At 55.7% G+C, this 14,945-nt stretch carries 11 protein-coding genes; all 11 read left to right on the top strand.

The genetic code is table 11. The features are described 5' to 3' along the window. Positions 1-674 precede the first annotated feature (674 nt). Genes tagH through ACJ9Y9_RS13655 form a run of 11 tightly spaced genes read left to right on the top strand, consistent with a single transcriptional unit; the run spans position 675 to position 14,884 of the window. The gene (gene tagH, locus ACJ9Y9_RS13705; RefSeq protein ID WP_028018717.1) at positions 675-2,423 is read left to right on the top strand and encodes a type VI secretion system-associated FHA domain protein TagH; all 1,749 of its coding nucleotides are present in this window, start codon (positions 675-677) and stop codon (positions 2,421-2,423) included. After that, the gene (locus ACJ9Y9_RS13700) at positions 2,420-3,217 is read left to right on the top strand and encodes a PP2C family serine/threonine-protein phosphatase (RefSeq protein ID WP_028018718.1); all 798 of its coding nucleotides are present in this window, start codon (positions 2,420-2,422) and stop codon (positions 3,215-3,217) included. Before tagH ends, ACJ9Y9_RS13700 begins: the two co-directional genes overlap by 4 nt. Positions 3,218-3,233: 16 nt before the next feature. Next, the gene (locus ACJ9Y9_RS13695; RefSeq protein WP_108089718.1) at positions 3,234-4,232 is read left to right on the top strand and encodes a hypothetical protein; all 999 of its coding nucleotides are present in this window, start codon (positions 3,234-3,236) and stop codon (positions 4,230-4,232) included. A 9-nt stretch (positions 4,233-4,241) separates the two neighbouring features. Next, a complete protein-coding gene (locus ACJ9Y9_RS13690) occupies positions 4,242-5,054 on the top strand; it encodes a type VI secretion system accessory protein TagJ (protein ID WP_028018720.1) in 813 nt (270 codons plus the stop codon). Next, positions 5,047-5,610: a type VI secretion system baseplate subunit TssE gene (gene tssE, locus ACJ9Y9_RS13685; protein WP_028018721.1), complete on the top strand. Its 564-nt coding sequence runs from the start codon at positions 5,047-5,049 to the stop codon at positions 5,608-5,610. The genes ACJ9Y9_RS13690 and tssE overlap by 8 nt, the downstream gene beginning before the upstream one ends. Positions 5,611-5,612: 2 nt before the next feature. Further along, positions 5,613-7,484, top strand: a complete 1,872-nt coding sequence (tssF, locus tag ACJ9Y9_RS13680) for a type VI secretion system baseplate subunit TssF (protein ID WP_028018722.1) — start codon at positions 5,613-5,615, stop codon at positions 7,482-7,484. After that, positions 7,481-8,524: a type VI secretion system baseplate subunit TssG gene (gene tssG, locus ACJ9Y9_RS13675; protein ID WP_028018723.1), complete on the top strand. Its 1,044-nt coding sequence runs from the start codon at positions 7,481-7,483 to the stop codon at positions 8,522-8,524. The genes tssF and tssG overlap by 4 nt, the downstream gene beginning before the upstream one ends. Before the next feature lie 34 nt (positions 8,525-8,558). After that, positions 8,559-11,174 carry a type VI secretion system ATPase TssH gene (tssH, locus tag ACJ9Y9_RS13670; RefSeq protein WP_028018724.1) on the top strand — a complete coding sequence of 872 codons (2,616 nt, stop codon included), beginning with the start codon at positions 8,559-8,561 and terminating at the stop codon, positions 11,172-11,174. A gap of 24 nt (positions 11,175-11,198) precedes the next feature. Further along, a complete protein-coding gene (locus ACJ9Y9_RS13665) occupies positions 11,199-12,620 on the top strand; it encodes a serine/threonine-protein kinase (protein WP_028018725.1) in 1,422 nt (473 codons plus the stop codon). Positions 12,621-12,656: 36 nt separating this feature from the next. After that, positions 12,657-14,123 carry a hypothetical protein gene (locus tag ACJ9Y9_RS13660; RefSeq protein WP_028018726.1) on the top strand — a complete coding sequence of 489 codons (1,467 nt, stop codon included), beginning with the start codon at positions 12,657-12,659 and terminating at the stop codon, positions 14,121-14,123. Further along, complete coding sequence (locus tag ACJ9Y9_RS13655; RefSeq protein ID WP_028018727.1) at positions 14,120-14,884, top strand: ankyrin repeat domain-containing protein; 765 nt, start codon at positions 14,120-14,122, stop codon at positions 14,882-14,884. Before ACJ9Y9_RS13660 ends, ACJ9Y9_RS13655 begins: the two co-directional genes overlap by 4 nt. Positions 14,885-14,945: the final 61 nt, after the last annotated feature.

Genomic DNA, 14,945 nt, shown 5'->3' with positions numbered 1-14,945 from the left:
TCTCCTGGGTTTACTCTTATGACAAAAAAATAAAAATCACGGCGGCGGTTTTTATACTGCTTTTAGTCATGGCAAGTGTTGATGGTGTATAAACGTTTATTATCTATATGAATGTTTTTTTAATTATGCTGACACAATTACACCATGTGATTGATTTTTTGGGGGCGAGTAAATGCGCCTGATACTGCTTTCTTTTGTATTTTTAGGTTTGTTTAGCTCTTTAGTTTTATACGTTTACTTTTATCGGAAACACTCTCAGGAGCTTAAAAAGCATTTCACCTTCTGAGTAATAAACAATACTTAGATATAAATGATTATCTTTTTTATGAACAGCTTGGATTACCTGGCTTTGCTCATCGTGTATTCTTAATGAGAAAAGTAATTGCGTGCAAGCCGATAAAATCAGGTGGCACAATGCAAATCTCTCCTGAAGCAGGAAGGTTAATACGTTCAATATACCGTTTACAGTGGATTACAACGTTTCATAAATTAACAGTTTTTGTCGTGTTTTTAATGTTATTGTTAATTGTGTTAGTTGTTACTGGGCGATAAAAGTACCGTTTCAAATGATGCTCAATATTTAAACTTACCTTTGCATTAACCCCCAAACGCCGCCGTTTTCACCCTCGAGAGCGGCAGCGTTTGAGCGCTAATCATACCAGCAGGAATACGCCATGCGATTCACGATTATTTCTACGAAACCCGGTCATCAGCCGCCACAAAGCAGCTGTGATTTTTACGCCCCGGGCGGCACCATTGGGCGCGGTACGGATAACAATCTGGTATTGCCGGATAATGACCGCACTATCTCTCGTCTGCAGGCCATTGTTCACGTTGACGCCCAGGGTGAATGCCGCGTGACCAACCGTGGCAGCGTCACCCGCGTGGTATTAAATGACATTCCGCTGGAGCGGGGGCGTCAGGTTGAACTGCAGGATGGCGACATTCTCGGTATTGATGACTACCGCCTCGAAGTGACCGAGCTGATCCACGACACGCAGCCCGTGAGCCGTATGGCGGCCAGCATGCAGCAGCAGGCACGTCCGACTGTCGCACCCGCTCAGCAACCGAAGCCTGTGAGTGCAGCGCCACGAGCGAAAGCAGAGCCGACAGCCGTGCCAACGGAAATCTGGGATAACCTGATGCAGGAGTTCTCTATCTCAGACAGTATCTCCAGCAACCGCACAAAACCGCAGCCTGCAGCTTCGCACGATCCCTTCTCCCAGCCTGCGGCCCCGGAGCGTAACGCTGAAGATCCGCTGGCGATGTTCAACGACAGCGATCCTAAGCTTGAGCGTAAGAATGTCGATCCGGACACGCTGTTCAGCGATGAAGCGTTGTTCAAAAAAGAGAGCATCTTCGATGACGTCACCCCGTCAACACTGGTGCCGCCGGTAGAGAGTAAACCCGCACCAGAAGAAGAGGCGACAGATGAACTCGATCCGCTGGCCCTGTTTGGTGGCAAGGCCAGCGCGCCAGCTGCACGTAATGATGACCCACTCGGGCTGATGGGCGGCACGCCGTTAACCCATCCGGATGAGATCATCGACAATAAGCCAGTACCTGAACCTGAGCAGGAAGACAACGTGCTGGCTGATTCTCCGCTGTTTGCCCCTGAGCCGCAGGAAGTACCGCGTGCAGAAGAAGCGCCCGCGCGACCAGATTATGCAGGCTTCACGATGCCTACGCCGCAGGCTGTGACGCGCAGTAGCGCTCAGGCCCCTAAGGGCCGTCTGCGTATCGATCCGGTCAATAACACAGCCTCCCCAACTGCCACGGTAAACAATGGCGAGAAGGGCGATGTGTTGCAGGGTGAACTGCTGGAGGCGCTGCTGGAAGGCATGGGCCTGAGTGAAATGCAGCCGGTGCCGCAGTTTGACCGTGAAAATATGCGTCAGCTGGGGCAGATTTTGGGCATGTTCTCTCAGGGAACCGTGGCGCTGCTCTCCTCGCGCTCCATCCTCAAACGCGGCGTAAAAGCCGATATGACCATGGTGCTGGACGACGCCAACAACCCGTTCAAGCTGTTGCCGACCGGCAAAACCGTGCTGATCCAGATGTTCGGCACCCCGATGCCGGGGTTTATGCCGCCAACAAAATCCGTGCGCGACGCGCTGATCGATTTGCAGGCGCATCAGCTGGGCATGATCTCCGGTATCCGCGCCATTATTGCCGCGATGCTGCAGTCCTTTAACCCGGAACAGCTGGAAGAGCAGGCGAAGCAGAACGGCATGACCTCCCGTCTGGCGCTACCGGGCAGCCGCAAAGCCGCCCTGTGGGACTATTTTGTCCGCAGCTATGGTGAGACGGCCGGCGAGATTGAGGATGACTTCCATACCCTGTTTGGCGAAGCATTCCTTCATGCGTATGACATGGAGGTGAATCAGTACAAAGACTCACAGAGCGGATCGGAAGACAAATGAATATCGCAACGGCTTCTCTCTCCCGCCAGGGGACGCGCGCCAGCAACCAGGATCAGACGGGAGAAACCATTGGGGAACGTTCAGCCTGCTTTGTCGTCTGTGACGGCATCGCGGGCCTGCCGGGTGGTGACGTCGCCGCTGAACTGGCCCGCAATAGCATTATCTCCCGCTTCGATGGCGACAAGCACCTCAACGCGCAGCATATACGCGACTACGTGAAAACGGCGAACCGCACCATTCTTAGTGAACAGCAGGCGGTACAGGATTATCGCCGGATGGGCACGACGCTGGTCAGCCTGTTTATTGACAGGGATTACGGCCTGGCGTACTGGGCGCACGCCGGAGACAGCCGCCTGTATCTGTTTCGCCGTGGATGGTTGTGGCATGTCACCACCGACCACAGCCTGGTGCAACAGATGAAAGATGCCGGACACCAGACCGACAACCTGAACAGCAACCTGCTGTATCTGGCGCTGGGGATTGAAAACGGTGGACCGGAAGCGAGCTATAGCGACGTGGTTCAGGTTGAAGACGGCGATGCCTTTTTACTCTGCACAGACGGTTTCTGGCATGGCGTCAGCGAAGAGCAGATGAAACAATCGCTACACATGGTCAACACGCCGCAAGAGTGGCTGACCTTAATGAACCAAATTATTCAAAAGAATGCCGAGCAGGAGGGGAATGCGCAGGATAACTATACCGCCCTGGCGGTATGGATGGGCAACCCTCAGGACACCACATTGCTGCACACACTCTCTGACGCAGCACAATTTCTTCCCTGCGGAACTGATTAGACACACAAGGAACGATATGAAACTTTGGCTATCGGGTTTGGCACTTCTGACGGTGGCTTCCACCGCGCAGGCTGAGAATTTCCGCATTGTGCAGTCACCTGCGCAGAAGCTGGATATCTGGATCGACAACATCAAGGACAACACGCCGCAGAGCTGGTGTAAGCCAGAGGTGGCTCTGCGTATTGTGGCGAACGGCAAGAAAGACGTTTCCGTTCTGGAGAACTTTGTGCCACGTCTTGGTTCTCTGCTGGAACACCAGTGCAGCAAAGTGAATAAGCTCAACTGGACGCTTAACGATCCGGCGGGCACGACGCTGGCACAGGGCACAGCAGGTAAAGCACAGGATTGGGCGCTGGTGGTGAAACAGGAGCAGTCCGCCCCTGCAGCGACCGTAACCGCAACCCCTGCCAGCGGTGCGTTAGTGCCGCCGGACCAGAATGTCGCCGCCCAAACTGCTGCCGCCGACCGCACGCCGTGGCAGGAATTTACCCTTCAGGATGGTTGCCACCTGCGCACCTTCTGGGAAGGGGGCTCCTCAGCACCGGCGCTGTTTATTCCGGATACTGACACCACCCGTTGCGGTAACGGGAGCTGGCTGAGCGGACACGCCGTCATCTCGCAGTCCCGTAACGGCGGGCAGAAAGAGATGGCAGTGACGTACATTCATGGCTTCCCGGTAACGGGGCTGAATCAAAGCGCCAACCCTGAAAACGCGCTGATCACCTCCGTCAACAAAGAGCGCATGGTATTCAGCACCCCAAACAGCGACCAGAGCTGGATGATCCTGCCTTACGACGACACCCTCAATAGCTGGAAGAGCAACGGCACCGTAGCGGTGGAGATTTCCCGTGAAACCGCCAGCGACGATGCAAAACTGCAGGCGCGTATTGCGGCAGTGAAAAAAACCTGGAGCGCCTGGGTTGCACCCGGTACCCCGGTGAATATCGTTCTGATTGATACCCTGCGTCCTCAACTGCGCGACCCGGCAGTCGGTGCGTGGCGCGCGGCGAATTAAGGAATGGCTATGAATACGCTTTATCAACACCTGGCGGGTGAGTCGCTCAACGACGCGCTGGCGCGTCTTGAAGCCGAAATCAAAGCCCGTCCGGCAGATGCCGATCTCCGCGCCGCGTTCGTACAGTTTTTAACCCTCAGCGGCAACTGGACGCGTGCGCTGACTCAACTGAAAAGCTGGCTGGCGCTGAAGCCTCAGGCAAAGCCAACGGTTACGCTGCTGGAGCAGTCAATCCAGGGCGAGTTGCAACGTGCGCAGGTAATGGCGGGACAAGCGCGTCCGGCCATGCCTGAAACCCAGTGGCCGTGGCTGACCACGCTTGCTGCGGCGCTGAGCGAAGAAGGCGAACAAGCAGCGGTACTGCGTCTGGACGCCCTTGAACAGGCGCAGGCAAACCCGGGACACCTCACCCTCGAAAACGAGGAAACACAGACGTTTGACTGGCTGATGGACGGCGATGCCCGCCTCGGCCCGGTGTGTGAAACCATTGTGAACGGTCGCTATTTCTGGCTGCCGTTTAGCGCCATCGCGGAGATCCGCTTCCAGGCCCCGGCCAGCGTCACCGATCTCGTCTGGCGCCATGCGCTGGTACGTCTGACCGACGGTACGGAACAGGTGTGTCAGATCCCGGCGCGCTATCCTTTTGCGGCCGATGCCTCCGATGCGGTCAAGCTGGGACGCACCACCGAGTGGCGTCCGCTCGACGAGGACGCCACCCTTTACGAAGGGATGGGGCAGAAAGCCTGGCTGAGCGAACAAAGCGAAAGCCCGCTGCTGACGCTAAGCCTCGTGACGTTTGCGACGGATGGAGCCGATGAGTAATCCCGCTGGCGAAGGCGATCTGCTGCGCAGCGGCTGGCAAGCCCGCAGCAAGCAGGAGAAGGTGGGGGCGCGCGATAAAATGCAGCCCTCACTGCTGGATCGCCTCACCGATAACGACCCGGAAAAAAAACGCGAGTCGGCCAACAGCAATCTGATCACCCACGCTGCGCTGCGTCGCAATGTCCTGCGGGATCTGCAGTGGCTGTTTAACACCATTAACCATGATGCGTCCGGTGATTTGAGTGCGTTGCCACACGTCAACCGCTCGGTGATCAACTTTGGTGTTGCGCCGCTGGCCGGGAAGCGCATGTCGGATATCGAATGGCACGACATTCAGCGCAAGCTCACTGAGGCCATCATCAATTTTGAACCACGTATTTTGCCGCAAGGGCTGCAGGTTCGCTGCGTATCGGATACCTCATCGCTGGATCTGCACAACGTGCTGTCCATCGAAATCAAAGGGCGTTTGTGGTGTGTGCCATACCCGCTGGAGTTTCTGTTTCGCACCGATGTCGATCTGGAAAACGGCCATTTTGAACTGAAAGATGCGGGGTAATCATGGAAAGTAAACTGCTCGAATACTACAACCGTGAACTGGCCTACCTGCGCGAAATGGGGGCTGAATTTGCAGAACGCTACCCTAAAGTCGCCGGACGGCTGGGCATGCGTGGCATCGAGGTTGCGGACCCGTATACCGAACGTCTGATGGAGGGCTTTGCCTTCCTGACGTCCCGCGTGCAGATGAAAATGGATGCGGAGTTTCCGCGTTTCTCTCAGCGCCTGCTGGAGATGATTGCACCGAACTATCTCGCCCCGACCCCCTCAATGGCGATTGCTGAAATCCAGCCAGACAGTAGCCGGGGCGATCTGAGCAAAGGCTTTATCGTGCCGCGCGGCACTATGATGGACAGCCTGGCGCTGAAAAAAACCGGCGTGACCTGCAGCTATACCACTGCGCACGAGGTCAACCTGCTGCCGCTGAAAATCGAGAAAGTCGAACTGGGCGGGGTGTCTGCTGACCTGCCGCTGGCGCAGCTGGGCCTGAGCCAACGGGGGATCAACAGCGCGTTACGGATCCGCATCGCCTGCGACGGCCCGCAAAACCTCGGCCACCTGGATTTCGACCGTCTGGAATTTTTCCTCGGCGGTCCTGACATTGAAGCGCTGAAGCTGCTGGAGCTGGTGATGGAGCACCACGCCGGGATCGTCTGCCAGACGGTCAGCCCTCAGCCGCAGCGACAACTGCTGGCATCTGACGCTTTGCGTCAGGAGGGCTTTGAACCGGATCAGGCGCTGCTCCCGGACGATCTGCGTAACTTTGACGGTTATCGCCTGTTGCAGGAGTATTTTGCTTTTCCGGCACGTTTCCGCTTCATCAGCCTGAGCGGTCTGAGCAGGCTTATTGTGCGCTGCGAAGACGAAAAAGCCTTTGATATTTTCATCCTGCTGGATAAGTCGGATGAGCAACTGGAGCGCGTCGTTGATGCCAGTCATCTGGCGTTGCACTGTACGCCAGTGATCAATCTGTTCCCGAAAGTGGCGGCGCGACAAAAGCTCAACGACGGTCAGCATGAATACCATCTGGTGGTGGATAACATTCGTCCGCTGGATTATGAAATTTACGCGGTGAAAAAAATCTTCGGCAGTGTCGATGGCCAGCGTGACGACCAGACGTTTCGTCCTTTCTGGAGTACCTGGAGCGGCGATGCAGGCAATTACGGTGCCTATTTTTCTCAGCGCCGGGAACAGCGCGTGCTCTCAGAACACGCTCTGCGGTACGGCACCCGTACCGGTTATATCGGTTCGGAGGTCTTTGTTTCGCTGGTGGATGAACAGCATGCACCCTGGCAGGAAAACCTGCGCTACATCTCTGCAGAGGTGTTGTGCACCAGCCGCGATCTGCCGCTGATGCTGCAGCAGGAGCTCGGGCAGTTCATTATGGCCGACTCCATGCCGGTGAAATCCCTGACCTTGCGTAAAGGCCCAACGCCACCGCGTCCGGCGCTGGGCGAAGGGTTCAGTACCTGGCGGCTTATAAGCCAGTTGCAGATGAACTACCTCAGCCTGATGGACAGCGAAAATGAAGAGGGCGCGGCGGCGCTGCGTCAGCTGTTAGGGCTGTATGCCAACCTGGCAGAAACGCCCGTTGCGCGTCAGGTCGAAGGGGTTCGCCACTGCGTGCTGGAACCCGTTCACCGTCGTGTTCCTGAACCCGGTCCGGTCGTTTTCGCCCGTGGGATCGGTATTACCCTGACGGTGGATGAGCGGGCGTTTTCCGGTGCCAGCCCCTGGCTTTTTGGCAGCGTGCTGGAGCGCCTGTTTGCCCGGCTGGTGTCGATCAACAGCTTCACCGAGTTCACCCTGCAAAGTCAGCAGCGCGGCGAGATCGGCTACTGGGCGCCGCGGATGGGTAAAAGGGCGCTGCTATGAGTGACGTTGCTGTCGCACCGCTGCGCGTCCAGCGCCTGACGCCGCTGCCGGATACGTTCTGGCATGGCGTTCGCGAGACCCCGTGGCGCTACGATCTGTTCCAGCTGTTAAGGCGTATTGATGCTCAGGGCGGCGAGCGCTACCCGCTGGGACGCGCGCCACTGCCAAAGTTTGAGCCGTTACGCATCGGTCAGCAGCCGTCGATGAGTTTTGCGCCGTCGACGGTGGCACAGGTCGGCCTGCGGGAGGAAAGCGGGCTGCATGAGGTGTCTATCCTCAGCTTCGGCCTGTTTGGCCCTAACGGCCCGCTGCCGGTACACATGACCGAGTACGCCCGCGAGCGTATTCATCATCACCAGGACACCAGCCTGAGCGCGTTTGCCGATCTGTTCCATCATCGTCTGACGCTGCTGTTTTATCGCGCGTGGGCGGATGCGCAGCCTGCAGTCTCTCTGGACCGCGCAGACAACAGGCGCTTTGAGGGGTATCTGGCGTCGCTGATTGGCATGGGACAGCCGGGCCAGATGGACAAAGGCAGCCTGAGCTCGCATGCACGCTTTACCCACGCCGGGCACCTGACCCGTCACGGGCGCGATCCCGAGGGGCTGGAGAAGATCCTGCGCAACTATTTTAAAGCGCCGGTCAAACTGATAAGCAACGTGCCGCAGTGGATGCCGCTTTCACCGCGTGAGCAGGCGCAGTTGGGCGAAGGACGTCGTTTGCCTCGTCTGGGCGAATCTGCGTTTCTCGGCGTTGCCGTCCGCGACGTGCAGCACAAGTTTCGCATCGACATTGGCCCGCTGAGCGCGGAGGAGTACAACCGTTTTCTGCCGGGCGAAGCGTGGGTCACCGAGCTGCGCGACTGGGTGCGCCAGTATCTTGGGGTGGAGTTTGAATGGGAAACACGGGTGATCCTGCGTGAAGACGTGGTACAGGGCACCACGCTCGGCAGCGCCGGGCGATTAGGCTATAACACCTGGCTGGGACTTCAGCCGCAGCCTGTCCCGCGTGGCGACCTGGTGTATTGCGCAGAGCGATAATTTTTCTAACGCATTGTTATCAACGGAACCGAACATGTCAGAAATTAGCCGTGCCGTGCTTTTCGGCAAACTGGATACGCTGTTATTTACCTCTCTGGAAAGCGCCACTGCGTTCTGCAAGCTGCGCGGCAACCCCTATGTTGAGCTGGTGCACTGGCTGCATCAGCTGATGCAGCAGCAGGATGGCGATCTGCAGCAGGTCATCCGCCACTTTGGTCTCGACGAACAGCAACTGACGCGTGATATCGTGGCCGCGCTGGACGCACTTCCGCGCGGCGCGAGCTCCGTTTCCGATCTCTCCGAACATATCGACAGCGCTGTGGAGCGCGCCTGGGTGTTCGGCTCGCTGAAGTTTGGCGTCAGCCGTATTCGTGGCGGGCATTTGCTGATCGGCATACTGAAAACCTGGAATCTGGCTAACGTGCTGAAAAGCATCTCTGCGCAGTTTACTCGTCTGAATGTCGAGGTGTTGATTGAGCAGTTCGACGCTATTTGCGCCAACAGCAAAGAGACGCAGCAGGCTGCTGCCGCGGCGGATGTGCCAGCCGGTGCAGTACCGGCTGCACAGGGCACGCTGGCCCAGTATGGTCAGGACCTGACTGCGCGTGCCCGTGAAGGGAAAATTGATCCGGTGGTCGGGCGTGATGAAGAGATCCGCCAGATGGTCGACATTCTGATGCGCCGCCGTCAGAACAATCCGCTGCTGACCGGAGAAGCCGGGGTCGGGAAAACGGCCGTGGTGGAAGGACTGGCGTTGCGTATCGCCGACGGCGACGTGCCGGAACCGCTGCAAAATATTCAACTCTGGCTGCTGGATATCGGCATGCTACAGGCCGGTGCAGGCATGAAAGGTGAGTTCGAAGCACGTCTGCAGGCATTAATCAATGAAGTGCAGTCCAGCGCCACGCCGATCATTCTGTTCATTGATGAGATCCACACTCTGATTGGCGCAGGTGGCCAGCAGGGGACCGGTGATGCGGCAAACCTGCTGAAGCCTGCCCTGGCTCGCGGGCAACTGCGTACCATTGGGGCAACGACCTGGGCGGAGTACAAAAAATACATTGAGAAAGATCCGGCGCTGACCCGTCGTTTCCAGACGGTACAGGTTCACGAGCCGGATGAAGCCAAAGCCATTCTGATGCTGCGCAGCACCGTCTCGCCGCTGGAGACCCATCACCAGGTCCTGTTGCTGGACGAAGCGGTCAGCGCGGCGGTGAAGCTGTCGCATCGCTACATTCCGGCGCGTCAGCTACCGGATAAAGCTGTTGCATTGCTTGATACCGCCTGTGCCCGCGTCGCGGTCAGCCAGAGCGCGCCACCTGCGCAGCTGGAAGACTGCCTGCGCCACCTTGCCGCGCTGGACGTGGAAATTGAGATAGCGGAACGCGAAGCCCGCGTGGGGGCAGGTGACGTCGATCGCGTGACGGCATTACTTGCAGATCGCGACGCGTATGAAACAAAACGCGAAGCCCTTGCCCAGCGTTGGGAAGAGGAACGCAGCCTGGTGCAGGAGATTATCAGCCTGCGTGCCGCGCTGTTTGCAGCAGGCGACGACGATAATGCTGAGCTTCGCCGCCAACTGGCGGAACAGCAGCAGGCGCTGAATGCCTTGCAGGGTGATGAACCGCTGCTGTTCGCGGCGGTGAATGAAAACGTGGTCGCTGCAGTGGTTTCCGACTGGACCGGCATCCCGCTGGGCCGGATGGTGAAAAACGAGATCGACGCGGTGCTGAACCTCGCCGACACGCTCAACCAGCGCGTTATTGGCCAGCGTCACGGTCTGGAGCTCATTGCCCGTCGCGTCAAAACCTCACGGGCGAAACTCGACGACCCGAACAAACCGGTTGGTGTTTTTATGCTGTGTGGCCCGTCAGGCGTCGGTAAAACCGAAACCGCACTGGCGCTCGCCGAATCGCTGTACGGCGGTGAACAGAACGTTATCACTATCAACATGAGTGAGTTCCAGGAAGCACACACCGTTTCCACCTTAAAAGGTGCGCCTCCGGGGTACGTAGGGTATGGTGAAGGCGGGGTGTTAACCGAGGCGGTCCGCCGTCGTCCGTACAGCGTGGTGCTGCTGGATGAAATTGAAAAAGCGCACCCGGACGTACACGAGATTTTCTTCCAGGTCTTCGACAAAGGCTGGATGGAAGACGGCGAGGGTCGCCACATTGATTTCCGTAACACCATAATTATTCTGACGTCTAACGTTGGCACCGATCTGATCAGCGCCATGTGTGCCGATCCGGATCTGATGCCGGAGCCAGACGCCCTGAGCGGCGCGCTTCGCCAGCCACTGCTGGAAGTATTCCCGCCAGCGCTGCTGGGCCGCCTGCTGGTGGTGCCGTACTACCCGCTCAGTGACGAGATGCTGGGGCTGATTGTTCGCCTGCAGCTCAAGCGCATTCAGCGTCGTCTGGAAGAGAATCACAGCATTATTTCTGAGTTTGACGACAGCGTGGTGGAACAAATTGTTCAGCGCTGTACCGAGGTGGAGTCTGGTGGTCGCATGGTGGACGCTATCCTGACCAATACCCTGCTGCCTCAGATGAGCCAGATCTTACTTACCGCCAGCCGCAGCGACGAGCAGTACCGACGTCTGCATGTCACCTGCGAGCAGGGCGAGTTTCACTGTCAGTTTGCCGCGTAATAATCATCAAGAGAACTGTAAAAGATGACGGATAATGATAACAATCGGACTGTTCCAAACGCGCTCCCGGTCGGGTATCGCTTCAACGAGTTTGAAATCAAAGAGGTGATCGGCGGCGGTGGATTCGGCATCGTCTATCGCGCGTGGGATCACCAGCTCGAACGCACTATCGCTATCAAAGAATTTATGCCTTCTTCGCTCGCCGTGCGTGGCGACGACATGACCCTCGTGCTGCGCAGTGAGCGCTTTGGCAAAGCCTTTTCCGCAGGCCTGAATAGCTTTATTCAGGAGGCCCGTCTGCTGGCGCGTTTTAACCACCCGAACCTGCTGCACGTCCTGCGTTTTTGGGTACAAAACGACACGGCCTATATGGGGACGCTGTTTTACAGCGGTACCACGCTTTCTCGCCTGCGTGAAGAAAAGCCGGAGCTGATTAACGAGGCCTGGATCCGTCGTACGCTGCCGATGCTGTTTGGCGCGATTAAGACCATCCATGACGAAGGCTATCTGCATCGCGACATCTCCCTGGATAACATTCAAATTCAGGAGAACGGTCTGCCGGTACTGCTCGATTTCGGCTCCGCACGTCGCACTATTGGTAACCTGTCTGACGAAACGGAAACCATGCTGCGCCCTGGCTTTGCGCCGATTGAGCAGTACACCGACGACAACGAAAGCGAGCAGGGCCCGTGGACGGATATTTACGCCCTCGGCGCGGTGTTGCGTACGCTAATCGTGGGATCGCCACCGCCGGTCAGCGTGGTGCGTTCTATCCAGGACACCTGCAAACCGCTGGTAGAAATCATGCCGCAGGGCTATTCCATTCCGCTGCTGCAGGCCATTGACCGCGCGCTGGCGCTTCACATGGAAGACCGTCCGCAGTCAATCGACGAGTTTGCCGCGCTGATTGAGATGCCGGTTGCCGGTATCAACGACGTGCTGACGGCGAAAAAACCCGGCACGATGCTGGTTCCGGTGGAAGAGGAAAAACCAGCTTCTGTACTCGACTGGCGTCGCTACAAGATCCCTGGGATGGTTGCCGCAGGTGTGCTGGTGGGCGTTGTCGCCGGGGCGATGCTGTTTAGCGGCGGCCATGATGCGCCTGAGCAGGCTGCACAGGCACCGGCAGAAACACGTCCGGCAGAAACCGCCGCGAACACGCCAGACGTGAAGCCAGAAACGGCGAAGGTTAATGAACAGGCGACGGCGCAGCAGACGCCACCACCTGTTGACGCCAGCCCGGTTGCCCTGGTCTATATCCGTATTCTCGACGGCGAAACGCTGAGAGTAAACGGCGAGACAAAAGCGCTGCGTCCGGCAACCAACGGCTATGCGTCGCTCAAGCTGCCCGCTGGTGAAGTGAAGATTGAATTGCAGGGCAACGGAAGAACGCGTAGCCAGACGCTGGATATTGCGAAGCCTGGCACCTGGCTGGTGAATCCATAAGTAAGGTAGACAGGGACAGGTAACAGGACGGAGCGAATGTATAACATTAAGTTTGTCTATCTTTTCAACGAGAATGTCTCGCCAGCGCTTTTTGCGAAAATTATCCGCCCGTCCGTTGCCGGGCAGTGGATTATGTCGGTTCCTGACAATTCGCTGCGCTCCCTGTTCACGCGCTACGATTTGCTGCACGCCATCACTGGCGCGAATCCTTATCAGTCAGGGCGTGATACCCGTAAGCTGATTGTGCAGGATCTCGATATGGGCAGGGTCGTTGCTATTGACGAGAGCTATCGCAACTGGTCGTCGGTGACGGAGATGTTTTATATCAATGCCGATGGCCGTCTGCAGGCCGCCTCGTTGAACGGTCTGGGCTGGTACCCGGTAAGTACCATTGTCGATCGTTACGAAACGATGGTGCGAACCTATGGTTCTCGCCCTGCGCCAACAGTGCTGCCGAAGCAGGTTGTGAAATCCAAAACGGCACAGATGCCGGATAAGCCGACACCGGGCAAAGACGGTAAAACCTACGCGGCGCAACTGCAGGAGATGACCAAGGCAGAGCGTTGGCAGGCACGTAAGGATCTGATTGCGAAGGGAAGCAATAGCGTGTATCCCGACGCGCAGATTGCGGCTAAACGCCTGGCGGCGAATAATATCGCGGTAGAAAAAGCGAAACTCGCGGAGAATGTGTATAAGACCGTGAACCCGCTGGAAACCACGCCTGGGGTGCCTGAGGGGTGGAAGGATATTAGTAATGATGCGGGTGCTTTGGAAAAGTTTGGCCTTAAAAGCAAAGATCTTTTCGATAAAGCTGACTCACCAGATTTTCTGTCACGCGTATATCAGCCTGATCCGGGTGTATTCGGTAAAGACATGAATTCGACGCTGGTTTTCAGAGGGTCAAGGGAGCCGGGTTTACCATCGCTCGCAGAGCATCTGGATTCACTGCGAAATAAAAATGGACTCGCCTCAATAAAAAATGGTGCCGATTGGGCGAATAACTTTAAGCAAGGAATTGGGTTTGATGCACCTTATTACCGCAGTGCAGTGCAACTTGGTGAAAAATTAGCAATGTCTTCCCAGCCTATTGATATTGCGGGACATTCTTTAGGTGGAGGATTGGCCTCGGCAACGTCTATAGCGAGTGGAAAAGCGGCCTGGACATTTAATGCCTCAGGGCTAAATAGCGGGACAGTAGAAAAATATGGCGGGCGTTTGTTGGGAAGATCTGAAAACATTCAGGCCTACCGCGTCAAAGGAGAACTGCTGACTAAAATTCAGGAAGTCGATCTTGCTGAGGACTTCAAAATGGTGAAAGGGCATATCCCATCCTTAATCGCTAAAGAAGAATTGTCAGCACTTGCACCTGATGCCGCAGGTATTCCTCATGATCTGTCTGGTGGTGTTGGTGGAGCATTCGACAAACACGGAATTGGACAAGCCATTAATTGTATAGAACAGCAAAAAGACGAAGATATTTCGATAATCAGGAGTCGTTTGTGAATAAGCTTTTTGTATCCTTTTTCGTAATTCTATTTTCATTGCTGATTCAGGGGTGTAAACAAAATATGGATCTAAATCCGCAAGATTATTTCAGCGGTCAGCAGCTAGCTTTGGCTGAAAATATCCAGCGTGGCGATATTGACGGTGTCGAGAAACTTATACCGCAAAATGATCTTAACAAACCCGGAAAGCAAGATATGACGCTTCTTTTTTGGGCACTTGGAAATAGCATCAATGAAAATAAAACACCTTCTCGATTAAAAATCATCACCTTATTGGTTAAGTCTGGTGCAGACCCTCTCCAGCCGAGGCCTCAGGGTAAAAACAGCCCCGCTGAGTTTGTATTGAATGCGGACAGTGCAGATTGGATCAATGCTTTACTTGACGGGGGACTATCGCCTAACGCTAAAGATAAAACGTTTCATGAGCCTATAATTTTTGAAGCTATTAAAGCAAAAAATACGAACACGCTTGAGGCTATGTTGGATCGGGGGGCAAACATTAATATCACCGATTCACTAAACAGTTCATTATTGTTTGAAGCTTTAAATTATCATGCTTATGATCACGTAATACTACTGCTTAAACGTGGTGCTGATACAGAAATTAGAGCCAAAAATGGCTGGGCGATGGGCAATCAACTGCAGCGCTATCTTGAAAGAGCTAAAGAAGGTAGTGATGAGTATAAAAAGCTTAACGAAATAAAAGAACTTTTTATTCAACATGGCGGTAAATGGCCACCTGCACCAGTAAGTCAGTGATAAGTAGCATGTAACATGAAATAATTCTCTTTCTGTAATAGGGAATAATTTCGAGATATTA

Source organism: Enterobacter sp. CPE_E1241 (genome assembly GCF_045618265.1).
Classification (GTDB): Bacteria; Pseudomonadota; Gammaproteobacteria; order Enterobacterales; family Enterobacteriaceae; genus Enterobacter; species Enterobacter adelaidei.
The sequence above is the reverse complement of the archived record's forward strand: the minus strand, read 5'-3'. Positions and strand labels throughout refer to the sequence as shown.